This is a genomic window from Microbacterium sp. NPDC078814 (assembly GCF_040702645.1).
In the GTDB taxonomy this organism is placed as follows: Bacteria; Actinomycetota; Actinomycetes; order Actinomycetales; family Microbacteriaceae; genus Microbacterium.
In genome coordinates this window covers 215,064-237,585 of sequence record NZ_JBFBLT010000003.1, presented here as the reverse complement: position 1 = coordinate 237,585, position 22,522 = coordinate 215,064, and the positions used below count along the sequence as shown (strand labels likewise).

Annotated in this window: 24 protein-coding genes; 16 read left to right on the top strand and 8 right to left on the bottom strand. The window is 70.8% G+C overall.

Translation table 11 applies throughout. The features are described 5' to 3' along the window. Nucleotides 1-5 precede the first annotated feature (5 nt). The gene (gene ribA / locus AB0300_RS07335; protein ID WP_062765739.1) at nucleotides 6-656 is read right to left on the bottom strand and encodes a GTP cyclohydrolase II; all 651 of its coding nucleotides are present in this window, start codon (nucleotides 654-656) and stop codon (nucleotides 6-8) included. Between the two features lie 106 nt (nucleotides 657-762). Here ribA and AB0300_RS07330 point away from each other — a divergent pair, with 106 nt between their 5' ends. Continuing rightward, nucleotides 763-1,602: a sulfurtransferase gene (locus AB0300_RS07330; RefSeq protein WP_315107919.1), complete on the top strand. Its 840-nt coding sequence runs from the start codon at nucleotides 763-765 to the stop codon at nucleotides 1,600-1,602. On the opposite strand, the gene AB0300_RS07325 is transcribed toward AB0300_RS07330, so the two are convergent. Beyond that, nucleotides 1,590-2,516, bottom strand: coding sequence for a hypothetical protein (locus AB0300_RS07325; RefSeq protein WP_025102759.1), 927 nt, complete (start codon nucleotides 2,514-2,516; stop codon nucleotides 1,590-1,592). The genes AB0300_RS07330 and AB0300_RS07325 overlap by 13 nt on opposite strands. Before the next feature lie 290 nt (nucleotides 2,517-2,806). Between AB0300_RS07325 and AB0300_RS07320 the strand changes: the two genes are divergently transcribed. Genes AB0300_RS07320 through AB0300_RS07310 form a run of 3 tightly spaced genes read left to right on the top strand, consistent with a single transcriptional unit; the run spans nucleotide 2,807 to nucleotide 5,296 of the window. Further along, nucleotides 2,807-3,457, top strand: a complete 651-nt coding sequence (locus AB0300_RS07320) for an acyl-CoA synthetase (RefSeq protein ID WP_102209785.1) — start codon at nucleotides 2,807-2,809, stop codon at nucleotides 3,455-3,457. Continuing rightward, nucleotides 3,454-3,813 (top strand): hypothetical protein, encoded by a 360-nt coding sequence (locus AB0300_RS07315; RefSeq protein WP_060922574.1) that lies wholly within the window; start codon nucleotides 3,454-3,456, stop codon nucleotides 3,811-3,813. Before AB0300_RS07320 ends, AB0300_RS07315 begins: the two co-directional genes overlap by 4 nt. A 49-nt stretch (nucleotides 3,814-3,862) precedes the next feature. Next, entirely contained in the window at nucleotides 3,863-5,296 is a 1,434-nt protein-coding gene (locus AB0300_RS07310) for an MFS transporter (RefSeq protein WP_085605202.1), read from the top strand. A 4-nt stretch (nucleotides 5,297-5,300) separates the two neighbouring features. Here the strand turns inward: AB0300_RS07310 and purB are convergent, their stop codons facing one another. Next, complete coding sequence (gene purB, locus AB0300_RS07305; RefSeq protein ID WP_366215862.1) at nucleotides 5,301-6,683, bottom strand: adenylosuccinate lyase; 1,383 nt, start codon at nucleotides 6,681-6,683, stop codon at nucleotides 5,301-5,303. Then, the gene (locus AB0300_RS07300) at nucleotides 6,680-7,219 is read right to left on the bottom strand and encodes a low molecular weight protein-tyrosine-phosphatase (protein WP_025102754.1); all 540 of its coding nucleotides are present in this window, start codon (nucleotides 7,217-7,219) and stop codon (nucleotides 6,680-6,682) included. Before AB0300_RS07300 ends, purB begins: the two co-directional genes overlap by 4 nt. Before the next feature lie 164 nt (nucleotides 7,220-7,383). Between AB0300_RS07300 and AB0300_RS07295 the strand changes: the two genes are divergently transcribed. Continuing rightward, the gene (locus AB0300_RS07295; protein ID WP_366215749.1) at nucleotides 7,384-7,638 is read left to right on the top strand and encodes a hypothetical protein; all 255 of its coding nucleotides are present in this window, start codon (nucleotides 7,384-7,386) and stop codon (nucleotides 7,636-7,638) included. Then, on the top strand, nucleotides 7,635-8,930 hold the full coding sequence (locus tag AB0300_RS07290) for a hypothetical protein (RefSeq protein WP_366215748.1): 1,296 nt from the start codon (nucleotides 7,635-7,637) through the stop codon (nucleotides 8,928-8,930). Before AB0300_RS07295 ends, AB0300_RS07290 begins: the two co-directional genes overlap by 4 nt. Before the next feature lie 25 nt (nucleotides 8,931-8,955). Here the strand turns inward: AB0300_RS07290 and AB0300_RS07285 are convergent, their stop codons facing one another. Genes AB0300_RS07285 through AB0300_RS07275 form a run of 3 tightly spaced genes read right to left on the bottom strand, consistent with a single transcriptional unit; the run spans nucleotide 8,956 to nucleotide 9,988 of the window. Further along, nucleotides 8,956-9,360 (bottom strand): phage holin family protein, encoded by a 405-nt coding sequence (locus AB0300_RS07285; RefSeq protein WP_025102751.1) that lies wholly within the window; start codon nucleotides 9,358-9,360, stop codon nucleotides 8,956-8,958. 34 nt (nucleotides 9,361-9,394) lie between these two features. Continuing rightward, complete coding sequence (locus AB0300_RS07280) at nucleotides 9,395-9,778, bottom strand: type II toxin-antitoxin system death-on-curing family toxin (protein ID WP_025102750.1); 384 nt, start codon at nucleotides 9,776-9,778, stop codon at nucleotides 9,395-9,397. A 3-nt stretch (nucleotides 9,779-9,781) separates the two neighbouring features. Further along, nucleotides 9,782-9,988 carry a ribbon-helix-helix protein, CopG family gene (locus tag AB0300_RS07275; protein ID WP_029989149.1) on the bottom strand — a complete coding sequence of 69 codons (207 nt, stop codon included), beginning with the start codon at nucleotides 9,986-9,988 and terminating at the stop codon, nucleotides 9,782-9,784. A 67-nt stretch (nucleotides 9,989-10,055) separates the two neighbouring features. Between AB0300_RS07275 and AB0300_RS07270 the strand changes: the two genes are divergently transcribed. The 6 genes from AB0300_RS07270 to AB0300_RS07245 all read left to right on the top strand — a co-directional run bounded on the left by AB0300_RS07270 (nucleotide 10,056) and on the right by AB0300_RS07245 (nucleotide 16,091). Continuing rightward, nucleotides 10,056-11,123, top strand: a complete 1,068-nt coding sequence (locus tag AB0300_RS07270; RefSeq protein WP_062765724.1) for a histidinol-phosphate transaminase — start codon at nucleotides 10,056-10,058, stop codon at nucleotides 11,121-11,123. Nucleotides 11,124-11,228: 105 nt separating this feature from the next. After that, nucleotides 11,229-12,356 (top strand): thiamine pyrophosphate-dependent dehydrogenase E1 component subunit alpha, encoded by a 1,128-nt coding sequence (locus AB0300_RS07265; protein WP_366215747.1) that lies wholly within the window; start codon nucleotides 11,229-11,231, stop codon nucleotides 12,354-12,356. An 11-nt stretch (nucleotides 12,357-12,367) separates the two neighbouring features. Further along, nucleotides 12,368-13,333 (top strand): alpha-ketoacid dehydrogenase subunit beta, encoded by a 966-nt coding sequence (locus AB0300_RS07260; RefSeq protein ID WP_062638040.1) that lies wholly within the window; start codon nucleotides 12,368-12,370, stop codon nucleotides 13,331-13,333. A gap of 28 nt (nucleotides 13,334-13,361) precedes the next feature. After that, a complete protein-coding gene (locus tag AB0300_RS07255) occupies nucleotides 13,362-14,726 on the top strand; it encodes a dihydrolipoamide acetyltransferase family protein (RefSeq protein WP_025102745.1) in 1,365 nt (454 codons plus the stop codon). 52 nt (nucleotides 14,727-14,778) lie between these two features. Further along, the gene (locus AB0300_RS07250) at nucleotides 14,779-15,402 is read left to right on the top strand and encodes a flavin reductase family protein (protein WP_025102744.1); all 624 of its coding nucleotides are present in this window, start codon (nucleotides 14,779-14,781) and stop codon (nucleotides 15,400-15,402) included. Between the two features lie 17 nt (nucleotides 15,403-15,419). Next, complete coding sequence (locus AB0300_RS07245; RefSeq protein ID WP_197426471.1) at nucleotides 15,420-16,091, top strand: winged helix-turn-helix domain-containing protein; 672 nt, start codon at nucleotides 15,420-15,422, stop codon at nucleotides 16,089-16,091. 227 nt (nucleotides 16,092-16,318) lie between these two features. On the opposite strand, the gene AB0300_RS07240 is transcribed toward AB0300_RS07245, so the two are convergent. After that, nucleotides 16,319-17,533 (bottom strand): ROK family protein, encoded by a 1,215-nt coding sequence (locus AB0300_RS07240; protein WP_366215746.1) that lies wholly within the window; start codon nucleotides 17,531-17,533, stop codon nucleotides 16,319-16,321. A 96-nt stretch (nucleotides 17,534-17,629) separates the two neighbouring features. Here AB0300_RS07240 and AB0300_RS07235 point away from each other — a divergent pair, with 96 nt between their 5' ends. Genes AB0300_RS07235 through AB0300_RS07220 form a run of 4 tightly spaced genes read left to right on the top strand, consistent with a single transcriptional unit; the run spans nucleotide 17,630 to nucleotide 22,505 of the window. After that, nucleotides 17,630-18,955, top strand: coding sequence for an ABC transporter substrate-binding protein (locus AB0300_RS07235; RefSeq protein WP_366215745.1), 1,326 nt, complete (start codon nucleotides 17,630-17,632; stop codon nucleotides 18,953-18,955). Next, nucleotides 18,952-19,896 (top strand): sugar ABC transporter permease, encoded by a 945-nt coding sequence (locus AB0300_RS07230; RefSeq protein ID WP_172400071.1) that lies wholly within the window; start codon nucleotides 18,952-18,954, stop codon nucleotides 19,894-19,896. The genes AB0300_RS07235 and AB0300_RS07230 overlap by 4 nt, the downstream gene beginning before the upstream one ends. Further along, a complete protein-coding gene (locus tag AB0300_RS07225) occupies nucleotides 19,896-20,774 on the top strand; it encodes a carbohydrate ABC transporter permease (protein WP_085605188.1) in 879 nt (292 codons plus the stop codon). Before AB0300_RS07230 ends, AB0300_RS07225 begins: the two co-directional genes overlap by 1 nt. A gap of 39 nt (nucleotides 20,775-20,813) precedes the next feature. Then, nucleotides 20,814-22,505: a glycoside hydrolase family 13 protein gene (locus AB0300_RS07220; protein WP_366215744.1), complete on the top strand. Its 1,692-nt coding sequence runs from the start codon at nucleotides 20,814-20,816 to the stop codon at nucleotides 22,503-22,505. Nucleotides 22,506-22,522 lie beyond the last annotated feature (17 nt).

The following is a 22,522-nucleotide window of genomic DNA, read 5'->3' as shown; positions in this document are numbered from 1 at the left end:
GGAGGTCACGCCGCGGTCAGGTCGATCGTGTGCGCCGTGTGGTCGCGCTTCGCCTGGAGGTAGCGCGAGTTCGCCTCGGACAGGTGCACCTCGGTGCGCACCCGTTCGGTGACGCGGACGCCGAGCCCGTCGAGCTGCGCGGCCTTGTCGGGATTGTTGCTCAGCAGGCGGATGCGGTCCACGCCCAGCGCGCGCAGCATCTGCGCCGCGACGGTGTAGTCCCGCTCATCCTCGCCGCGTCCGAGGGCCACGTTCGCCTCATAGGTGTCGAGGCCGGCGTCCTGCAGCGCGTACGCGTCGAGCTTGGCGTAGAGCCCGATGCCGCGGCCTTCCTGCCGGAGGTAGAGGAGGAAGCCGCCCTCGGCGGCGATCCGCTCGACGGCCTCCCGCAGCTGCGGCCCGCAGTCGCAGCGCTCGGAGCCGAACACGTCTCCCGTGAGGCACTCGCTGTGCGGGCGGACGAGGGGAGCTTCGCCGCCGGCGGCAGAGCGGGCGAGCGCCGCCTGCCAGTCACCGAGTCCGAGCAGCAGGTGCTCGCGCCCGTCCACGAGTCCATCGAAGGTCACGACGTCGGCCGTCGTCGCGAAGCCGTCCGCGAAGCGCAGGGGCACCCGCACGCGGGTGCGCTCCGCGGCGACCGTTGAAGTTTCAATCATGTGAGGGGAAACGCCGTGGGCGCGTGGCTATTCCCGGGCCGCGAGGACCGTGTCGGTCCGTGACGGCGATCGACGCGTGGCGCCGCGGACTCGGTAGCCTCGCACCATGAGTCACTTCGTCTCCGCGGCAGAACTCCACGACCTCCTCGAGAACGGCGCCCCGATCCGGGTCGTCGACGTGCGCTGGCGCCTGGACCGTCCCGAGGCGGGCCCGGGCGACTACCGCTCTGGCCACATCCCCGGCGCCGTGTTCGCGTCGTTGGATCAGGAGCTCTCCACGCCCGGAGCGCCCACCGAGGGCCGGCATCCGCTCCCCTCGACGGAGACCCTGCAGGCGGCGGCACGGCGCTGGGGCGTGCGGCAGGGCGACACGGTCGTGGCCTACGACGACACCAAGGGACTCGCGGCGGCTCGGGCGTGGTGGCTGCTCCGGCAGGCCGGCGTCGAGGTCCGGGTGCTCGACGGCGGGCTGCGGGCCTGGACCGCGGCCGGATACGACCTGGCGACCGACGACGTCGTGCCGGAGACCGGTGACGTCGTCCTCGCGGATCCCGGCCAGGACGCCCTCTCGATCGACGAGGCGGCGGCGTTCCCGGAAACCGGGGTCCTGCTCGACGTGCGCGCCCCGGAGCGCTACCGGGGCGAGACCGAGCCCCTCGACCCTATCGCCGGACACATCCCCGGTGCCCGGAACCTCCCCACCACCCGACACCTCGACGAGAGCGGGCGCATCCGTGACCGCGACACGGTCCTGGCGACGCTCGCGGAGGTCGGCATCACGGCCGAGACGCCGGTCGCGGCCTACTGCGGCTCCGGCATCACGGCGGCGCATACGGCTCTCGTGCTGCAGGAGGTCGGCATCCCGGCGAAGGTCTTCCCCGGCTCCTGGAGCCAGTGGTCGAACACGCCGGGACGACCGGTCGCGACGGGTGATCAGCCGGGCTGATCGCCGCCGCGAGGGCCGTACCCCCAGCGCAGACCGAGGGCGCCGGGACCGAACGCCCGGCGGACCTGGTGCACCGACGTGCCGCGAGGTCGCGGGAGCGCGGTGACGACGGTGCCTCCGGCGGTCTCGACGAGCTCGTCGCACCAGTCCGGCACGGCATCGGGGTGGAAGCGCGTCCACACCAGGAGCTCGCGAGCCTGGCGGGACAGAGCATGCCCGGTCTCCCGATCCGAGGGGCGACCGGGCTCGTACTGCACCGACCACTCGACGACCGCGGTGTCCGGAGCCTCGAGCGGGACATCGAGCTCGATCAGCGCGCCGTGCGCCTCGCCGTTCGGGTGGGAGTAGCGCGCGGCGATCCGTCCGCCGGCCACGGCCGTGAGGAGCGGTGGAGGCCCGGGGACGCCGGGGGTGAGGTCGAGGACGGGGATGGCGGTGATCACGCCGCTCGTCGACTGCACGATGCTGCGGGTGAGGCAGGAGGACACCTCGCCGTCGGCGTCCACCTCCGTGACGGAGTGGACGGTGAGCTCCCGCGACGGATCCGGGTACGTGGCGCCGAGGGCCGCGTAGACCTCGCGGACCGCCCGCTCCATGTCGACCTGCTCCAGCGGGAACCCCTGCGGCCCCAGGGGCCCGGTGCGGTGCGGACGCAGGAGCCTGCTCAACGCGCCGGACTCGAGGCACAGCAGGTCCTCGATGTCGGCGAGGGCGGCGAGCGACTGCGGTCCTTCCGGGCGGCGGGCTCCCGACCGCCAGTAGCTCAGCGTGGCCATCGAGACGCGGTTGCCCCGGTCGCGGAGCTGTCGCTGCAACCACGACAGCGTCACCGGTCTCGCGTTGATCGCATCCCGCAGCGCCGCCGCGAACGCGTCCGGCGTCGCGGCCCTCTTCTCGTCGTCCCCAAAACCCATCACAGCCCCCACCCGGTATGTGAAGAACACACCTCTAGAGTGAGCATACGACCGCACGCGCACACCTCAGGGGACCAGGTGGGCAAGTGGGTCACGGGGCTGTGATGTCGCGGGGAGGGTGCCCGACCCTGCGGCAGCGGCCCGACGCAGTGATGCCCCCCTTGCTGCGTATGTCGTGAAGCCCGGCAATCGATCTGGGGAGATCCGCCGGGCTTCACGAGCATCCCCCGGCGCGTGCGGCTCGCGGCCCCGCGTAGACTGGTGGGGAAACCCCGGAGGATCTGGCCGTTATGTCTGCCCCTGCTCGCGCGTTCACCATGCGCCACGTGCAACTGCTGCGCGCGCTGTTCGCGGCCGTCGCCGCCCTGATGATCACCTTCTCCTCGGATCACTCCGCCGCGGTCGGGCTCGCCGTCTTCAGCGGCTTCGCGCTGGTCACCGCCCTGGTGCACATCCTCGCGGCCTGGCTCGTCCTCCCGTCGGGGTCGCGCTGGTCGGCGATCCTCCTGGCGGTCGTGAGCGCGATCGCCGGAATGGCCGGGGGCGTGCCGGCCTGGCGCACGGACGACATGTTCTTCATCGTGCTCATCACCTGGGGCGTGCTCAGCGGCGGCCTCGAGCTGCTCGCCGGCATCCGCGCCCGCCGCGTCGGGGGAGCGCTCGCCACCGACGCGATCACGGTCGGGGCGCTGGGCGTGCTCCTCGCGGTCGTCCTGCTGCTGATCCCGTCGGGCTTCGTCCAGGAGTACACGATCGAGAAGGCGGGCACGTTCGAGCTGTCCGGCATCATCCTCGGCGTGGGGATGTTCGGCGGGTATGCGGCCATCGTCGCCGTCTTCCTCGGCATCGCCGGCCTCACCCCGAAGCGCGCGGACGCCGATGACGTCGCTGCCGCCCCCGAGAACGATGCGGCTCCTGTGGAGCACGGAGGAGAGCGATGAGCGACGATAAGCCCACCCGACGGGACATCCTGCGGCCCCTCCACCTGCTCGGCATCGCGCTCGGCTGCGGCGTGTTCGCCATGGTGGTCACCCTCGTCTCCACCGGCGCCTTCACCCTCCGCGTGAACACCGCCATCGCGAACGGCACGTACGAGGGCCTCACCCCCGTGGCGCTGAGCCTCGTCGTGGGCGGCGGCGCCTTCATCGCGACCCTTCTGATCCTCGCGATGCTCATGCTCGCGGTCGATCCCGCCGACGTCACGAAGACCGTCGACCGCCCCGTGCTGTACGACGCGGAGGACGAGGGCGCGAGCGACGGCACCACCGACGAGCCGGGACGCCCCGCCTCGTCGTGACGCGGAGATCGGGCGGAATATCGGTGAGGTCGTTCCGCTTGTCTCTGGAGTGACTGCCTCCGTCGACCGCGCCTCCATCGGACTCCGGTCGGAGCGGGGACCCATCCTCGGCGCGCTCATGCTCGCCACCGGCCTCATCGCGATCGACGCCACGATCCTGGCGACCGCGGTGCCGAGCATCGTGCGCGACCTCGGCAGCTACCAGCAGTTCCCATGGCTGTTCTCCGTGTATCTGCTGGCGCAGGCCGTGAGCGTGCCGATCTACTCGCGGTTCGCCGACACCGTGGGCCGCAAGCCGATCATCCTGCTCGGCATCGCCCTCTTCCTGCTCGGATCCGTCCTCTGCGGGTTCGCCTGGAGCATGCCGGCGCTGATCGTCTTCCGCATCATCCAGGGCATCGGTGCCGGTGCCGTCGCGCCGATGTCGATGACCATCGTCGGCGACATCTACACGGTCGCCGAGCGCGCGAAGGTGCAGGGATACGTCGCCAGCGTCTGGGCCATCTCCTCGGTGGTGGGCCCCGCACTCGGCGGCATCTTCGCCCAGCTCGACGCCTGGCGATGGATCTTCTGGATCAACGTGCCCCTGTGCCTGATCGCCGGATGGATGCTGCTGCGCACGTACAAGGAGCAGAAGCAGACCCAGCGGCACAGCATCGACTACGGGGGCGCGGTGCTGCTCACGATCGGGTTGACTGCGCTCATCCTCGGCATGCTGGAGGGCGGGAACGCCTGGGCGTGGCTGTCCGTGCCGAGTGCCCTCTGCTTCGGGATCGGGGCGGTCGCGCTCGGGGCCTTCGGGTTCGTCGAGCGCCGGGTGGCGGAGCCGATCGTCGATCTGCGCCTCGTGACCCGTCGGCTCATCCTCACGACCACGGTGGTCTCGCTCGGCATCGGGGCGCTCATGCTCGGCGTGACGAGCTTCGCCCCGGCCTACCTCGAGGGGTCCATCGGCATCGCTCCGCTGCTGTCGGGTCTGGCGGTGGCCGCTCTGACCCTCGGCTGGCCGCTCGCCGCCGCGAACGCCGGACGGCTGTACCTGCGCATCGGCTTCCGTCGCACCACGCTCATCGGCATGAGCATCACGACCGTCGCCGCCATCGCGCTCGCCGCCGTCGCCTCCTGGCCGAATCCGTTCGTCGTCGCGGGCATCGCGTTCCTCCTCGGCTTCGGGCTCGGGTGGAGTGCGGCCCCGACCCTCATCGCCGCACAGGCCTCGGTCGGCTGGGGGGAGCGGGGCGCGGTGACCGGGATGAACGCGTTCGCACGGTCAGCGGGAAGCGCCGTGGGCGTGGCGGTGTTCGGGGCGATCTCGAACGCGGTCATCGCGCAGGGTGCGGGACCCGATGACCCCGACACGATCGTCCACGCGTCGGTGTGGGTGTTCGTCGCGGTCGCCGTGACCGCGGTTCTCACCCTCCTGGCGGCGTCGTTCATGCCGAAGGACAGGGTCGAGGAGCACTCCGGGGAGTCGGGCTCCTAGCTCCTCAGCGGGCGAGGCGCTCCGCGATGCCGGTGTAGGTCGCGGGGGTCAGCGCGAGGAGCCGCTGCTTGGCCGCGTCCCCGATCTCCAGACCCTCCACGAACGACGCGAGGTCGGCGGCGCCGACGCGGTGCCCGCGGGTGAGCTCCTTGAGCAGCGCATACGGGTCCTGGATGCTCGACCGGCCGGCGACGACCTCGGCGCGGATCACCGTCTGGATCGCCTCGGCCAGCACCTCCCAGTTCACGTCGAGGTCGGCGAGCAGCACATCGCGCGAGAGCGAGATCGCGTTCAGGCCGCGGCGCAGGTTGTCGAGAGCGAGCAGCGAGTGCCCGAACGCGACGCCGATGTTGCGCTGCGTCGTGGAGTCGGTGAGGTCGCGCTGCAGGCGGCTCGTGACCAGCGTCTGGCCCAGCGACGCGAGCAGGGCTCCCGAGATCTCGAGGTTGGCCTCGGCGTTCTCGAAGCGGATCGGGTTGATCTTGTGCGGCATGGTCGACGAGCCGGTGGCGCCGGCGACCGGGATCTGCGCGAAGTAGCCGAGCGAGATGTAGGTCCAGATGTCCGTCGCGAGGTTGTGCAGGATCCCGCCGGCGTGACGCACGCGGTCGTAGAGCTCGACCTGCCAGTCGTGCGACTCGATCTGCGTCGTGAGCGGGTTGAAGCCCAGGCCCAGTCCCTCGATGTACTCGCGGGCGATGGTCGGCCAGTCGGCGTCCGGGTCGGCTGCGAGGTGAGCGGACCAGGTGCCGGTCGCCCCGGAGAACTTCGCGAGGTACTCGGAGCCGGCGATCTGGCTGCGCACGCGCTCGAGGCGCGAGGCGAAGACCGCGAGTTCCTTGCCCATCGTCGAGGGGGTGGCGGGCTGCCCGTGCGTGCGGGACAGCATGGCGGCGTCGGCGTGCTCGACCGCGAGCTCGCGCAGCTTCGCGATCACGGTGTCGAGGGCCGGGAGCCAGACCTCCTCGACCGCGCGCTTGACGGTGAGGGCGTAGGACGCGGAGTTGATGTCCTCGCTCGTGCAGGCGAAGTGCGTGAGCTCGGCGATGCGGTCGAGGCCGAGCGTCGAGAGCCGGTCGCGGACGAGGTACTCGATGGCCTTCACATCGTGCTGCGTGACGGCCTCCTTCTCGGCGAGCCAGTCGATCTCGGCCTGCCCGAAGTCGCGGTACAGGGCGCGCAGGCGCTCCTTGTCGTCGTCCGACAGCGGGGTCGTCTCGAACAGCGAACGGTCGGTGAGGGCGATCAGCCATTCCACCTCCACCTCGACCCTGGCGCGGTTGAGTCCGGCCTCGGAGAGGAAGTCGGCGAGCCCGGTGACGGCACCGCGATAGCGGCCGTCGAGGGGGCTGAGGGGCTGCGGCGGGAGTGAAGGCTGGAAAGTCAGGGGAGTCCTCCTGATGAGGCCCCGAAGGTTCGGGGCGTGCGGGGCAGGCGCAGGGCGGGTTCGAGCTGGCGGAACAAGCCGCGAGTCGCCGTCTCGATCATACCGAGCACCGAATCGAACATCTCCGGGCCGGCGTAGTACGGGTCGGGGACGTCGTGCGTCGAGGCATCGGGATCGAAAGCGAGGAGGAGGGTCACCTTGCCGTCCTCGTCCTCGTCCCCGGCCCATTCGCGGAGGATGCGCTCATGCGTGCGGTCCAGGGCCACCACGAGGTCGTTCTCGGCGAAGGAGGCGGCGGTGAACTGGCGGGCGCGGTGCAGCGAGCCGTCGTAGCCACGGCGGGCGAGGGCGTCGATGGTGCGGTGGTCGGCGCGCTCTCCGAGGTGCCAGTCCCCGGTGCCCGCGCTGCGCGAGACGATCTGGGAGCCGAGACCCTGCCGCTCCGCGAGGTCCCGGAACACGACCTCCGCCATGGGGGAGCGGCAGATGTTGCCGGTGCAGACGAAGATCACGCGGAAGGGATCTCGGGCTGTCACGGATCCATTCTGCCGGTCGATGCCGTTCCTGCACAGCGGGCGTCGGGTCGCGGGGTGGCTCGAGCCTCCTGCACGGTGCTGGGGGAGAACGGGCTCTCCACTGGTCGTGGCCGTCTGACGGGGCCCTGGCCGTAACGGACGCGGTCCGGCGGAAGGCTGGGTCCATGTCGTCCTTCGCCCTCACCGCGCCCTCTGCCGACGTCGATCCTGCGCTGCGGGCCGGAGTGCTGTCCGAGCTGGACGCCGCCATCGCGGGGCTCGACGATCTCGCTTCCACGCTGACGGCGCTGCGTGACGCGTGCGCCTGGGAGTCCGACGGCGTCGAGGCGCTGCGATGGGCCCTCTGGCGGCTGTCGGACGACACGGCGACGGTGCGCCGGACGCTGCAGGCGTGCCGCGGGGAGGTCGAGGGTGCATGAGCGGGCTCGACATCGACCACGGCGGCGCGATCGCGGTGGACACGGCGCAGCTCCGCGAGCTCGCGGTGCGCGTGCGGGCCGCCGAGCCGGTGTGCGCGGAGGTGCAGGACGCGGTGGGGCGTGCCGAGGCGCTGCTCGGCTCCGCCGCATGGACCGCGCTCGCCTCGGCGGCGTGGTCCCTGCGGTCCGCAGTGACGGCGCTGGAGGCGCTCGCGGCGCGTGTCCAGGAGACGGCCGCCGATCTCGACCTCATGGCCGAGGTCTACGAGGTGGTCGAGCTGCGGGCGCAGGCGGAGGCGCTGGCGCGGACGGATACGGTTGCGGCCGCTGCGGTGGAGGGGCGCCTGCGGCTGCTCCTCGCCGGCGACGAGCGTCTGGCCGCGCTGGCCGACGCGCGGGAGCGGATGGCGGACGACCGACGCTTCCGTGGCTTGGGCGACCAGTTCGACGCCGGGGGACTGCTTCCACCGGTGTTCCTGGGCGGCGCTGTCGTCGGCGTGACGTCGGGGCTGGGGCGGGTGCGACCGGGGATGGCACTCGGCGCGACGGCGGATCCGGTGCGGGTATCGGTCACCTCGCGTTCCCGCCCGGCCGGGGCTCCGAACGGACTGGCTAGCGCCTTCGGGCGCCTGCCCTCCGCTTCCGGGGCGCAGGTGGCGATCGAGAAGTACACGGTTCCGGGCGAGTCTCCGCGCTACGTCGCCTACGTCTCGGGCAGCCGCTCGATGTCCCTCCGGGAGGGCGGGGGTGTCGAGGCCTGGGACATGAAGTCGAACATCGAGCTCTACACCGGGGCCCGGTCCGCGTCGTATCAGGCGACCCTCGACGCGCTGGCCGCGGCGGGTGCGAGACCCGGGGATCGGGTGGACGTCGTCGCCCACTCGCAGGGTGGCATGATCGCGGCGCACCTGTCGATGGAGAGCGCGTTCACGGTGACGACCCAGATCACCGCCGGGAGCCCGGTCGAGCCGACGCTGCCCGCCGACCAGACGCTCGTGCAGCTCCGGCACACCGACGACGCGGTGTCCGCGCTCGCCGCAGGAGGGGCGAGGGAGGGCACGGGGTCCGCCGACAGCTTCACCGCGAGCCGGGTGGGCGATCCGGATGCCGGTCGCCAGGACCTCGCGCTCGAGACCCACTCCCTGGAGAACTACATCGATACCGCGGCGATGGTGGACGCCTCCGCCGACCCGCGGGCGGTGGCTCTCGACGCCTACTGGGCCGACCTCGACCGCGCCGTCACCGTCGAACGCACCGAGTACCGCGCGGAGCGGGTGCTCCCCGATCCGTGAGCCGTACGCGCCCTCCGCAGACGGGTCAGTCGCGGCGGGAGCGCTTGTTCTGCGGACGCAGGATGAAGCCGAAGATGCCGTTGATGATCGAGATGATCAGCGCGGCGAGCACTCCCCACCAGAACGACTCGACCGACAGGCCCCACCCGAAGCTGCTGGTGATCCACGCGGTCAGCCAGAGCAGGAAGCCGTTGATGAGGAAGCCGATGAGGCCGAACGTGAGGATGTACAGCGGGAAGGCGACGATCTTCACGATCGTGCCGATGATGGTGTTCACCAGCGCGAAGAGGGCGCCGACCGCGAGGAGCGTCAGGACGAGCTGCAGCGTCTCGCCCGGCGGGAAGGCGCGCACCGTGACCTGGAGCACGGGGATGAGCGTGACGACCCAGATGGCGAACGCGTTGACGACGACCCGGATGATGAAGCGCATGATGCGTTCAGTCTCCCACGCGGGGCCCGCGGTGTCAGCCGCGGTCGTCCACGGGACGGATGTGGGCGGCGAGAACCTGGGCGATCTCCCCGAGATCCATCCGGCTCTGCGCGACATCGATGACGAACTCGAAGGCTTCGTCGTTCGTGAAGGTGATGTCGTAGCCGTTCAGCCGGATGAAGATGAAGGTGAGATAGAGCGCTGTGCGCTTGTTCCCGTCGAACAGCGCGTGATTCTGGGCGACGGAGCTCATCAGGGCCGCCGCCTTCTCCGCGAACGTCGGATACGCATCGACGCCGAACATGCCGGCGGCGGGTCGCGCCAGAGCGGAGAAGAGCAGCCCCTCGTCGCGCACATGCAGGCCGAGCTTCGCGATCAGCGCGAGGGCCTGCTCGGGCTCGACGTACTCGGTGGCCATCGATCAGGCGTCTTCGAGGCGCGTGATGGCGTCGCCGTAGCGTTCGGTCACCTCGTCCGCGAGCGCCAGAACTCGATCCGTCTTGGACTCGCTGTTCGCGAACCGGGTGGCCGCCTCGATGATCACGGCGTGCTTGGAGACGTGCCGGGCTCGTGCGATGTCTTCGAGCCGCGCATCGAGTTCCTCAGGGAGTCGCACCGTCATAGCCATACCAGAATGGTATCACCGCACCCTCGGCCTCGAAAGGGTGGCGGGCCGCACGTCCTAGACTCGACGCGTGACCGAGCCGACCCTGCCCCGCATCCGTCCCGCCATCGCCTCCCTCGCGCCGTATCGACAGGGCAAGCAGGCCGGTCCCGAGGCCTTCAAGCTCTCCAGCAACGAGAACCCGTTCGATCCGCTGCCCTCGGTCCTCGACGCGCTGCAGCACACGACGCCGATGAACCGGTATCCCGATGCCACCGCCGGCCGCCTGCGTGCGCGGCTCGGGGCTCGCTACGGGGTCGAGCCCGAGCAGGTCCATGTCGCCTCCGGCAGTGTCGCGATCCTGCATCAGCTCGTCCTCGCCACTGCCTCGGTCGGCGACGAGGTCGTCTACGCCTGGCGGTCGTTCGAGGCGTACCCGAGCCTGCCGCTGGTCGCGGGCGCGACCGGGGTGCAGGTGCCGCTGACGGCCGACTCCCGCCACGACCTCGACGCGATGGCCGACGCCGTGACCGACCGCACACGCGCGATCATCGTCTGCACGCCGAACAACCCGACCGGTCCCATCGTCACGTCTGCCGAGTTCGCGGCGTTCGTGGACCGCGTGCCGTCCGACGTGCTCATCATCCTCGACGAGGCCTACGCCGAGTTCGTCACCGCCCCCGATGCCGTCGACGGCCTGGCCGAGCGCGTCTTCGAGGCGCACCCGAACGTGGTCGTCCTCCGCACGTTCTCCAAGGCCTACGGTCTGGCCGGGCTCCGGGTCGGCTATGCGGTCGGCCACGAGAAGGTGCTCGACGCGGCACGGACGACCGGCATCCCGCTGTCTGTCACGTCCGCGGCCGAGAACGCCGCCATCGCGAGCCTCGACGCCGAAGCCGAGCTCCTGGAGCGCGTCGCCGTGATCGTCGAACGCCGCGCTCGTCTCGTCGAGGGGCTCCGCGCGCAGGGCTGGGAGGTGCCGGACGCCCAGGGCAACTTCGTCTGGCTGCCGACCGGCGCGCGCACCGACGAGGTCGCAGCGGCGTTCATCGACGCCGACCTGATCGTGCGTCCGTTCTCCGGCGACGGCATCCGGATCTCCGTCGGCGAGGAGGCGGCCGTCGCCCGCGTGCTCGAGGTCGCGGCGACCCTCCGCTGAACGCGGCACCGCCCTGCGAACCGCGGAATCTCGGGGTTCCGGGGAGATACGAGGGCGTCCTAGGTATGCGTGACCCGGCATGCCGACGCGGGTAGCGTGGGGGCCGTGAGCACCTCTGAGACCCCCCTCGTGCGCGTTCTGGACGAGACCGGAAAGGTCGCCCCGACGCCGGCTGCGGAGCAGTACCTGCCGCTCATCGAGGCCATCCCCGACGACGAGCTCGCGCAGTTCTACCGCGACATGGTGGGCATCCGCGCGATCGACACCCAGGCCACCAACCTGCAGCGCCAGGGCCAGCTCGCCCTGTGGCCGCCGAGCCGCGGACAGGAGGCGGCGCAGGTCGGCTCCGGTCGGGCCGCCCGCGCGCAGGACACGATCTTCCCCTCGTACCGCGAGCACGCGGTCACCCGGATCCGCGGCGTGGATCCGTTGGACATCATCAAGCTCATGCGCGGCGTCTCCCACGGCGGCTGGGATCCGACCGACCCGAAGAACGGCAACACCCGGCTCTACACGCTCGTGCTCGGCTCCCAGGTGCTGCACGCCGCCGGCTATGCGATGGGCCTCACGTTCGACGGCCGCACCGGCACCGGCGACCCCGAGCGCGACGAGGCGGTCGTCGTCTACTACGGCGACGGCGCCTCCAGCCAGGGCGACGTGCACGAGGCCATGGTGTTCGCGGCCAGCTACCAGGCCCCGACGCTCTTCTTCCTGCAGAACAACCACTGGGCCATCTCGGTCCCCGTCACCACGCAGTCCCGGGTGCCGCTCGTGCAGCGCAGCGCCGGGTACGGCATCCCGAGCGTCCGCGTGGACGGCAACGACGTGCTCGCCAGCTACGCGGTGTCCCGCGTGGCCCTCGACGAGGCGCGCGCCGGCGGCGGACCCCGTGCCATCGAGGCCGTGACGTACCGGCTCGGCGCGCACACGACCAGCGACGATCCCACGAAGTATCGCGGCGACGACGAGGAGCTCGCGTGGGCCGGGCGTGACCCGATCGTCCGTATGCGCGCCTTCCTGGAGAACCGCGGCGCCGAGGAGGGCTTCTTCGCCGAGGTCGACGCCGAGGCCGCCGATGCCGCGGAAGACCTCCGCGCCCGCACCGTGCAGCTCGGCCCGCCCCGCGCCGACCTCATGTTCGACCACGTGTACAGCGAGCCGCATCCGCTGATCGAGGAGCAGAAAGCGTGGCGCGCCCGCTACGAGGCGTCGTTCGAAGGAGAGGGCCAGTGAGCCGGGAGACCATGCCGCTGGGCAAGGCGCTGAACGCCGGAATGCGCAAGGCGATGGAGGACGACCCCAAGGTCATCCTCATGGGCGAGGACATCGGCAAGCTCGGCGGCGTGTTCCGCATCACCGAGCACCTGCAGCGCGACTTCGGGGAGCAGCGCGTGCTGGACACCCCGCTCGCGGAGTCGGCCCTGGTCGGCACCGCGATCGGCCTCGCGATGGCGGGGTTCCGTCCTGTCGTCGAGATCCAGTTCGACGGCTTCGTCTTCCCCGCGTTCGACCAGATCACCACCCAGCTCGCCAAGCTCACCAACCGGCACGAGGGGTCGCTGCGGCTGCCCGTCGTGATCCGCATCCCGTACGGCGGGCACATCGGGGCGGTCGAGCACCACCAGGAGAGCCCGGAGGCCTACTTCACGCACACCCCTGGTCTGCGGGTGGTGTCGCCGTCGACCGCGAACGATGCCTACTGGATGATCCAGGAGGCCATCGCGTCGGACGATCCGGTGATCTTCCTGGAGCCGAAGAGCCGGTACTGGCCGAAGGGCGAGGTCGAGCTCGACGCCCCCGCCGTCCCGCTGCACTCCTCGCGGGTGGTGCGGACCGGGACCGACGTGACGCTCGTCGGACACGGCGCCATGGTCACGACGCTGCTCCAGGCCGCCGCGCTCGCCGAGGCCGAGGGCACGAGCTGCGAGGTCGTCGACGTGCGCTCGCTGTCGCCGGTGGACTACGAGCCGATCCTCGGGTCGGTGCGCAAGACCGGTCGCATGGTCTACGCGCAGGAGGCTCCGGGCTTCACGAGCCTCGGCAGCGAGATCGCCGCGACCGTGATGGAGCGCGCGTTCTACGCCCTCGAGGCTCCGGTGCTGCGCGTCTCCGGGTACGACACCCCGTTCCCGCCCGCGAAGCTCGAGGGCGCCTACCTGCCGGATGCCGACCGCATCCTCGAAGCCGTCGACCGCTCCCTGGCCTACTGACACCCGGCATCCGCCGAAAGGACCCGTCATGAGCACGCAGAACTTCCCCCTTCCGGACGTCGGCGAAGGGCTGACCGAGGCCGAGATCGTCGCGTGGAAGGTGGCACCGGGCGACCGGGTGGCCATCAACGACGTCATCTGCGAGATCGAGACCGCGAAGTCCCTGGTCGAGCTGCCCTCCCCGCACGCGGGGGTGGTCGGTGAGCTGCTCGTCGACGAGGGGGCGACGGTCGAGGTCGGCACCCCGATCATCACCTTCGTGACCGACCCCGCGGCCGGCTCGGGGACCGGTTCGGTCGCACCCGGGACCGTCGCCACGGCGGAGGCGCCCGCACCCGAGGAGGGCGGCGGGTCGGTCCTCGTCGGCTACGGCTCCGGAAGCGGTGCGACCTCGCGGCGGAAGCGCCCGGCCGAGCGCCCCGTCCGGTCGTCGGTCGGCGTGATCGCGAAGCCGCCGATCCGCAAGCTCGCCCGCGACCTCGGCGTCGACCTCACGAGCGTGACGCCCACGGGTGCCGATGGCGAGGTCACCCGCGACGACGTGATGAAGCACGCCTCCCAGGCCAGCGTCTTCCGCAACATCGAGACCCCGGAGTGGGGGAGCGTGCGCGAGGAGACCGTCCCGGCACCGCAGGCCCCGTCCGGCCTGGCGCGCGGCCTCGCGCCGGTGCGCCCGTCGGCGGCCGGCGACGACCGCACCGAGTCCATCCCCGTCAAAGGCGTGCGCAAGGCGACGTCGTCGGCGATGGTGCAGAGCGCGTACTCCGCCCCGCACGTGACGGTGTGGAAGGAGATCGACGCCACCCGCACGATGGAGCTCGTCAAGCGCCTCAAGGCCTCGCCCGACTACGCCGACATCAAGGTCTCGCCGCTGCTCATCATGGCCCGCGCGGTGATCTGGGCGGTCCGCCGGACGCCGATGGTCAACGCGGCCTGGATCGACACCGAAGCCGGGGCCGAGATCGCCGTGCGTCACTACGTGAACCTCGGCATCGCCGCCGCCACGCCCCGGGGTCTGCTCGTGCCGAACATCAAGGACGCGCAGGACCTCAGCATGAAGGACCTCGCCCGCGCCCTGAACCGGCTCACGCTCACGGCACGCGAGGGCAAGACGCCGCCGGCGGACCAGCAGAACGGCACGATCACCATCACGAACATCGGCGTGTTCGGTATGGACGCGGGCACGCCGATCATCAACCCGGGCGAGGCCGGCATCGTCGCCATGGGCACGATCAGCCAGAAGCCCTGGGTCGTCGACGGCGAGGTGCGTCCGCGCTGGGTGACCACGGTCGCCGGCTCGTTCGACCACCGCGTGATCGACGGCGACGGCATGAGCCGCTTCATCGCCGACGTCGCCTCCATCCTCGAGGAGCCCGCGCTCCTGGTGGACTGAGGGAGTCCACACTTCGGCGCGGCCCGAACGATCGGGTGGCGAGAATGGACGGATGAGAACCACGCGGAGCGTCGACCTGCCGGTGTTGTACTTCGGGACTCCCGTCGCGCTGATCACCACGGTCAACCCGGACGGGTCGTCGAACATCAGCCCGATCTCGTCCGCATGGGCGCTGGGGACGCGGTACATGCTCGGGCTCGGTGCCGAAGGGCAGGCGGCCGCGAACATCGAACGGGTCAGGGACCTCGTCATCAATCTCCCCTCCGCCGACCTCGTGCACGCCGTGGAGGCGATCGCGCCGACCACGGGCCGCTCGCCGGTTCCCGCCGAGAAGGTTCCCGCGTACCGGCATGAGCCGGACAAATGGAGTCTCGGGGGCTTCACCCCTGTGCCGTCGGACGCGGTGATCCCGTTCCGGATCGCGGAATGTCCGGTGCAGATCGAAGCGCGCGTGGCGCAGATCATCCCGATCGACGACGGCGACGCGCTGGCGGTCGAAGCGGAGGTCCTGCAGGTCCACGTGCACGAGGACATCCTGAAGGCGCACGGACCGGACCGCATCGACACGGACAAGTGGGACCCTCTCTCCTACGCCTTCCGCCACTACTTCGCCCAGGGGCCTCGGGTCGGCTCCAACTTCCGCGCGCCGCTCCTCGACGACCCCGTCGTGGCGTGATCGTCGATCCCTCGTCCGTGTCCCAGCTGGGACACGCGCTCAGCAGCCCGACCCGGGTGCAGATGTGTCTGGCGCTCCTCGACGGCCGGGCATGGACGTCCGGCGAGCTCGCGCGTGCCGCCGGGGTGTCGAGGTCGACGGCGTCGGAGCACCTGACGACGCTCCTCGACGTCCGGCTCGTCGCACTCCGCCGACAGGGGCGGCACTCCTACGTCACCCTCGCGTCTTCTGACGCCGCGCACATCATCGAGGCCGCGACGGCATACGCCGGGAAGGCGGCTCCCGTCTCGAGCCTTCGTTCGGCGACGGCGCGAGACGGCATGGCCCTGGCCCGCACCTGCTACGACCACCTCGCCGGTCGCCTGGGGGTCGCCCTCTTCGACGCGCTCGTCGAGCGGGGGCACCTCACGCCGGACCTCGCGGTGACCGCGACGGGGCGCGACCTGTTCGAGAGCATCGCGGGGCCGGACGCGTTGGTGCCGTCGTCTCGTCGTCCTCTTGTGCGGAGCTGCCTCGACTGGACCGAACGGCGCTCGCATCTCTCGGGTCACCTCGGAGCCGTCCTCCTCCGCGCCGCGCGCGACAGGGGTTGGATCCACGCTCAGCAGACCTCGCGCGCCGTGACGATCTCTCCCGCCGGCACGGCCGCCTTCCACAGCCTCTTCGGTATTCCGCCGACACTGTCCTGACCGCGACCACCCCGTCCGTGCGACGCGCGACACAGGCGTTCGCGCGGGAACAGGCTGCTAGGGGTGGGAGAGCCTGAACTCCCGCGTTCGCCTGAGTCCGCGCGGGGGCCTGTTCTCGCGACAACTGACCCCGACACAGGCGTTCGCGCGGGAACAGGCTGCCAGGGGTGGGAGAGCCTGAACTCGCGCGCTTGCCTGTTCTCGCGGGGAGAGAGGGAGGGAGAGGGTCAGGCGGTGAGACGCTGTTCCGCGAGGCGGGGGACGGCCCGTTCCCTGGCGGCCTTCCGGGCGGTCGCGATCGCGCCGGCCGACACGACCTCCGCGCCGAGCGTCGAGGCGAGGATCTCCGGCGCGGGCAGGTGCAGCTCGTCGGGGAGGATGCGGCGGGCGGCGGCCAGCACGGGTTCGATGCTCTCCGCCACGGCGCCGCAGATGATCACGCGCGCGGGGTCGTACATGCTGCCGAGCACGCCGACGACGCGGGCGAGGGTCGCGCCCACGCGCTCGGCGACGTGGAGGGCGTCGGGGTCTCCGGAGGCGGCGAGCGTCAGCACCAGTCGGGGGTCGACCGGCCCGTCCGCCACGAGCCGGCCGAGGGCTCCATCGGCGGGGGCCTCGCCCTCCGCGACGGCGGCCCGGGCCTGCTCCTCCAGCGCGTACCGCAACCCGACCGCCGAGCCGACGCCGATGATGTGGTCGAACACCACGCCCTCGCCGACGCCGCCGTGGGCGCCGTGCAGCACATGCCCGTCGACGACGACGCCGCCGCCGAAGCGCTCGCTGGCGAGCAGGGCCACATAGTCGCGGCAGCCGACGGCGACCCCGAGCGTCCCCTCGGCGATCGCGGCCAGCTGGGCGTCGTTCTTGACCTCGACCACCGGGGCCCAGTCGCGCAGAGCCTCCGCGAGGCCGGGGTTCGTGCGCTCCCAGAAGCCGTCGGGGTGCGGGGGTGAGATGCCGTCGCGGTTCACGGGGGCGGCGACGCCGGCGCACACCGCGAGCACGCGCTCCGGGGGCACCCCGGCCTCGTCGCGCGCGGCGGCGAGATGCCGCAGGATCGTCGCCCGGCGGTCCTCGACGCTCTGCGCGGGGTCGACCTCCACGCGATGATGCACGAGCGTGCGGTCGAGCAGATCCGCGACGGTGACCGCGAGGTGGGTGTCCCCGGCGTCGATGCCCATCACCACACCGAGATCCGCCGCGAGGGCGAAGCGGCGCGCGGGGCGTCCGGAGCGGTAGTCGCCGATGGCGCGAGCGTTCGGAAGCTCGCGCAGCACCTCGGCGGTGACGAGCGTGTCGATGGCGTCGATGGCTGTGGAGCGGGTGAGCGAGGTGCCGGCCATCGCCTCGGTGGCGGTGAACTCGCCGGCCGTCCAGGCGAAGTCGAGCACCGCGCTCACACTCGCGCGGCCGGTGCCGAGTCCTGTCGAGACCTCTGCCACTCCCCTTGACCTTTCTGTCGCCCAGATGAGACAGTACCTCTAGACGGACTAAATTCGCTCACTAGATTTACTCCGCGGATCTACGAAAGGACGACGGTGTCTGCCACACGATCACGGGCGGTGCGCTGGGCCGCCGGAGCGCTCGGTCTCGTGCTGACCGGCACGGCGCTCACGAGCTGCGCCGTCGGCGGGGGAGCGGAGACCATCCGCTTCACGTTCAGCAAGCGCGAGGCCATCCCGTTCATGACGGAGCTCGTCGCGGAGTACAACGCGTCGCAGGACGACGTGCGGGTGGAGATCGACACGTCCGGCGTCGACGTCGTCTCCGCGAGCTTCGTCCGGGGCAATCCGCCCGACATCATGCTCGCCAACTACAACTACGAGGTCGCCCGGTTCGTGCAGCGCTGCGCGCTCACCGATCTCTCCGACACCGAGGCCGCCGCCGGGATCCGCGAGGACCTGCAGCCGCTCATGGACCAGTACGGCTCCTGCGCGGGCCGCACCAGCGCCCTGCCCTACTCGGTCATGGCCGCCTCGGTCATCTACAACAAGCAGATCTTCGCGGAGCAGGGCCTGGAGGTGCCGCAGACCTGGGACGAGCTCCTCGCCGTCAGCGACAGCCTCCGTGAGGCCGGGATCGATCCGTTCTACGCCACCTTCAAGGACGACTGGACGGTCGGACAGGGGTGGTACGACTACGCCGTCGGCGGCTCGCTCGACGTGCTGGCGTTCTTCGACGCGCTCGCCGCCGAGGGCACCGATGTCGGGCCGGACTCGGAGGTCTCCTTCGAGAAGGACTTCGCGGAGCCGATGGACAGGATGATGGTGCTCGCGGACGAATACACGAACGAGGACGCCGCGAGCCGGGCGTACGGAGACGGGAACCTCGCCTTCGCGAAGGGCGAGGCCGCGATGTACCTGCAGGGGCCGTGGGCGTTCAGCGAGATCGCCAAGACCGACCCCGACCTCGACCTCGGCACCTTCCCGCTGCCCATGACCGACGAGCCGGACGACCTCGCGGTCCGCGTGAACATGGACCTCGCGGTCATGATCCCCGAGGAGTCCCGGCACCAGGAGGCCGCGCGCGACTTCCTGGATTACCTCTACCTCCCCGAGAACATCGAGGAGTACAACGCCTCGCAGCTGGGGTTCACCCCGACGACCGACGCGGCGCCGCCGGACGACCCGCGCATCGAGGGCATGATCCCGTACTACGACGAGGGCCGCATCTACCAGGGCCCCTCGGTGCTCGTCCCGAAGACCCTGCCGATCTTCAACTACGCGCAGGCCATGGTCCTCGGCGCCGCCCCGTCGTCCATCCTCCGGACCATGGACGCCGACTGGGCCCGCATCGCCTTCCGCGCCCCCATCCCGAGCTCCGAGGATTCCGCATCGGGCGAGACAGAGGAGTCCGCGCCATGAGCACCACCACGACCACCGGCGCCGACGCCGGGACGAGCACCACCGCGATCCTCACCGGCGGGCCGCGGAAGATCCGCCGCCACACCCGCCGCGTCGAGCCGATCTACTACCTTTTCCTCCTGCCGACCCTCGTGATCTTCACGCTCGCGATCACCGTCCCCGGTGTCATCGGCATCTTCTTCAGCTTCACCGACTCCATCGGCATCGGCGAGTGGAGCTTCAACGGGCTGACGAACTACATCGCGCTGTTCAGCGACCCGGCGATCCTGCAGAGCTACCTCTTCACCTTCGGGTTCTCGATCGCGACCGTGATCGTCGTCAACGTCATCGCGTTCCTGCTGGCGGTCGGCCTCACCTCCCGCATCCGGTTCAAGACGGGGCTGCGGACGATCTTCGTGATCCCGATGGTGATCTCGGGCATCATCATCGCCTACGTCTTCAACTTCCTGTTCTCGAACTCGATCCCCGCGGCGGGCGCGGCCACCGGCATCCCATGGCTGGAGACGAGCCTGCTCGCCAACCCCGATCTCGCCTGGGTCGCGATCGTCATCGTCACCGCCTGGCAGGCGGTCCCCGGTACCCTCCTCATCTACATCGCCGGACTCCTGTCGGTGCCGGGCGAGGTGTACGAGGCGGCGAGCATCGACGGCGCCAGCCGCACGCAGCAGCTGACCCGCATCACGATCCCCCTCGTCGCCGGATACGTCGTCATCAACGTGATCCTCGGCTTCAAGGGCTTCCTCAACGCCTACGACATCATCGTCGGCCTCACCAACGGCGGCCCGGGCACCGCCACCCGCAGCGTCGCGATGACGATCATCGCGGGCTTCAACGGCGGCGACTACGCCTACCAGATGGCCAACGCCACGATCTTCTTCATCGTGGCCGTGCTCATCTCCGTCCTCCAGCTCTCGCTGACCCGCGGAAGGAACACGTTCTGATGTCGACGGAGACCCTCACCACCATCCCCGCGGACGGACGCCGGAAGCGGCAGAAGATGGAGCGCGTCAACTGGTCGGGCACCATCATCCTGATCCTGTGCACGGCGACGATCCTCATCCCGCTGTACGTGACGATCTCGATGGCGTTCAAGACCACCGGCCAGGCGGTCGACGGCAACGCGTTCTCGCTGCCGGCGCCGTTCAGCATCGACGGCTTCGTGCAGGCGTGGACGCTCACGAAGTTCCCGGTGGGCGCCGCGATCTCGCTGCTCGTCACGGCCGGCACGGTCATCGCGACGATCGTGCTCGCGGCCTTCGCGTCATACGCGATCGTGCGCAATTGGGACCGCCGGCTGTTCCGCTACTCGTTCTTCTACCTGCTCGCGGCGATGTTCATCCCGTTCCCCGTCGTGGCCCTTCCGCAGATCCAGCTCACCGGACGCGTCGGCCTCGACAACCCGTTCGGCGTGATCATCCTCGCCACGATGTTCCAGCTCAGCTTCAGCGTGCTGCTGTTCACGGCGTTCCTGCGCTCGATCCCGATCGAGCTGGAGGAGAGCGCGCGGATCGACGGCGCCACGACGTGGCAGACGTTCTGGCGGCTCATCTTCCCGCTGCTCGCGCCGATGAGCGCCACGGTCGGCATCTTCGCCTTCCTCTACGCCTGGAACGACTTCATGATGCCGTCCTTGATCATCTCCGACCCGGCGCTGCAGACGCTCCCGGTGCGGCAGAACCTCTTCCAGAACCAGTTCAGCAACAACTACAACGTCGCCTTCGCCTCGTACCTGATGGCCATGGCTCCCGCGATCGTCGCCTATCTCTTCACTCAGCGCTGGGTGATGGAGGGCGTCACGCAGGGCGCCGTCAAGGGCTGACCCGACCCCCGCAAGAAGACCAAGGAGAGCCTCTTCCTCATGACCGATTCGCTGCTCACCGCGACCCGCGAAGACGACAAGACCGCGACCTGGTGGCGCCAGGCCGCCGTGTACCAGATCTATCCGCGGAGCTTCGCGGACGCCGACGGCGACGGCCTCGGCGACATCCCCGGCATCGTGTCGCGCGCCGACTACCTCGCCGAGCTCGGCATCGACGCGGTGTGGCTGAGCCCGTTCTACCCGTCGGAGCTCGCCGACGGCGGGTACGACGTGGCGGACTACCGGAACGTCGACCCCCGCCTCGGCACCCTCGACGACTTCGACGCCATGGTCGAGGCGCTGCACGCGCGGGGCATCCGCGTCGTCGTCGACATCGTCCCCAACCACACCTCCGACCAGCACGCCTGGTTCCAGGAGGCACTCGCCGCCGGCCGCGGCTCGGCCGCCAGGGAGCGCTACATCTTCCGGGAGGGCACCGGCCCCGACGGTGCGGAGCCGCCCACCGACTGGGTCTCGGTCTTCGGCGGCAGCGCCTGGGAGCGCGTCGCGGACGGCCAGTGGTACCTGCACAACTTCGCCGTCGAGCAGCCCGACCTGAACTGGGACCACCCGGAGGTGCGCGAGGACTTCCTCACGACGCTCCGCTTCTGGTCGGACCGCGGCGTGGACGGCTTCCGCATCGATGTGGCCCACATGCTGACGAAGGATCTCACCGAGCCGCTGCCGTCCCGCGCGGAGCTCGACGCGATGGACCGCACCTCCGGCACCCATCCGATGATCGACCGCGACGACGTGCACGAGATCTACGCGCAGTGGCGCGCGGTCTTCAACGAGTACGACCCGCCGCGCACCGCGGTCGCCGAGGCGTGGGTGGAGACCCCGGAGCGCCGCGCGAAGTACGCCTCCGCGGAGGGGCTCGGGCAGGCATTCAACTTCGACCTGCTCGTCGCCGACTTCGATGCGACGGACTTCCAGCGCATCATCGCCGACAACCTCGCCCAAGCGCAGGCTGCGGGCTCGTCGACCACCTGGGTGCTCTCGAACCACGACGTGACGCGGCACGCCACCCGCTACGGCCTGCCGCCGCTGCGCGGCCGCGCGGTCAAGCAGGGCACCGAGTGGGTGCGCGCCGGCGGCCCGGAGGAGGGCCTCGACCGTGAGGGCGGCCTGCGCCGGGCGCACGCCGCGACGTTGCTGCTGCTCGGCCTGCCCGGCAGCGCCTACCTCTATCAGGGCGAGGAGCTGGGCCTGCACGAGGTCGCGGAGATCGCGCCCGACCAGCGTCAGGACCCCGGGTTCTTCCGCGGCGCGGACTTCGACGGCCTGGGCCGCGACGGCTGCCGCGTGCCGCTGCCGTGGACGGCGTCCGGCAGCTCGTACGGCTTCGGCGCCGCCGGCGCGCACCTGCCGCAGCCCGCCTGGTTCGCGGCGCATGCGGTGGAGGTGGAGGACGCCGACCCCGGCTCGACCCTCAACCTGTACCGCGAGGCGCTGCGGCTGCGACGACTGCTGCAGACCGGGGAGACGCTCGAGTGGGTCGACACGGGTCGGGAGGACGTGCTGCGGTTCCGCCGCCCGAACGGGTGGGAGGTCGTGACGAACTTCGGCACCTCGCCGTTCGAGCTGGGCGCCGCGGCCGACGACGCCGTGCTGTCGACCGTCGCGTTGGACGGGTCCGCGCTGCCGGGCGAGGCCACGGTCTGGATCGCCCCGGGAGCGCTCGCGAGCTGAGGCGGCGCCGGCGGGCG

Excerpts from the sequence above, each read along its gene's own strand:
- ribA (WP_062765739.1), bottom strand. The coding sequence starts at position 656 with ATGATTGAAACTTCAACGGTCGCCGCGGAGCGCACCCGCGTGCGGGTG.
- AB0300_RS07330 (WP_315107919.1), top strand. The coding sequence starts at position 763 with ATGAGTCACTTCGTCTCCGCGGCAGAACTCCACGACCTCCTCGAGAAC.
- AB0300_RS07325 (WP_025102759.1), bottom strand. The coding sequence starts at position 2,516 with ATGGGTTTTGGGGACGACGAGAAGAGGGCCGCGACGCCGGACGCGTTC.
- AB0300_RS07320 (WP_102209785.1), top strand. The coding sequence starts at position 2,807 with ATGTCTGCCCCTGCTCGCGCGTTCACCATGCGCCACGTGCAACTGCTG.
- AB0300_RS07315 (WP_060922574.1), top strand. The coding sequence starts at position 3,454 with ATGAGCGACGATAAGCCCACCCGACGGGACATCCTGCGGCCCCTCCAC.
- AB0300_RS07295 (WP_366215749.1), top strand. The coding sequence starts at position 7,384 with ATGTCGTCCTTCGCCCTCACCGCGCCCTCTGCCGACGTCGATCCTGCG.
- AB0300_RS07290 (WP_366215748.1), top strand. The coding sequence starts at position 7,635 with ATGAGCGGGCTCGACATCGACCACGGCGGCGCGATCGCGGTGGACACG.
- AB0300_RS07285 (WP_025102751.1), bottom strand. The coding sequence starts at position 9,360 with ATGCGCTTCATCATCCGGGTCGTCGTCAACGCGTTCGCCATCTGGGTC.
- AB0300_RS07280 (WP_025102750.1), bottom strand. The coding sequence starts at position 9,778 with ATGGCCACCGAGTACGTCGAGCCCGAGCAGGCCCTCGCGCTGATCGCG.
- AB0300_RS07275 (WP_029989149.1), bottom strand. The coding sequence starts at position 9,988 with ATGGCTATGACGGTGCGACTCCCTGAGGAACTCGATGCGCGGCTCGAA.
- AB0300_RS07260 (WP_062638040.1), top strand. The coding sequence starts at position 12,368 with ATGCCGCTGGGCAAGGCGCTGAACGCCGGAATGCGCAAGGCGATGGAG.
- AB0300_RS07255 (WP_025102745.1), top strand. The coding sequence starts at position 13,362 with ATGAGCACGCAGAACTTCCCCCTTCCGGACGTCGGCGAAGGGCTGACC.
- AB0300_RS07250 (WP_025102744.1), top strand. The coding sequence starts at position 14,779 with ATGAGAACCACGCGGAGCGTCGACCTGCCGGTGTTGTACTTCGGGACT.
- AB0300_RS07230 (WP_172400071.1), top strand. The coding sequence starts at position 18,952 with ATGAGCACCACCACGACCACCGGCGCCGACGCCGGGACGAGCACCACC.
- AB0300_RS07225 (WP_085605188.1), top strand. The coding sequence starts at position 19,896 with ATGTCGACGGAGACCCTCACCACCATCCCCGCGGACGGACGCCGGAAG.
- AB0300_RS07220 (WP_366215744.1), top strand. The coding sequence starts at position 20,814 with ATGACCGATTCGCTGCTCACCGCGACCCGCGAAGACGACAAGACCGCG.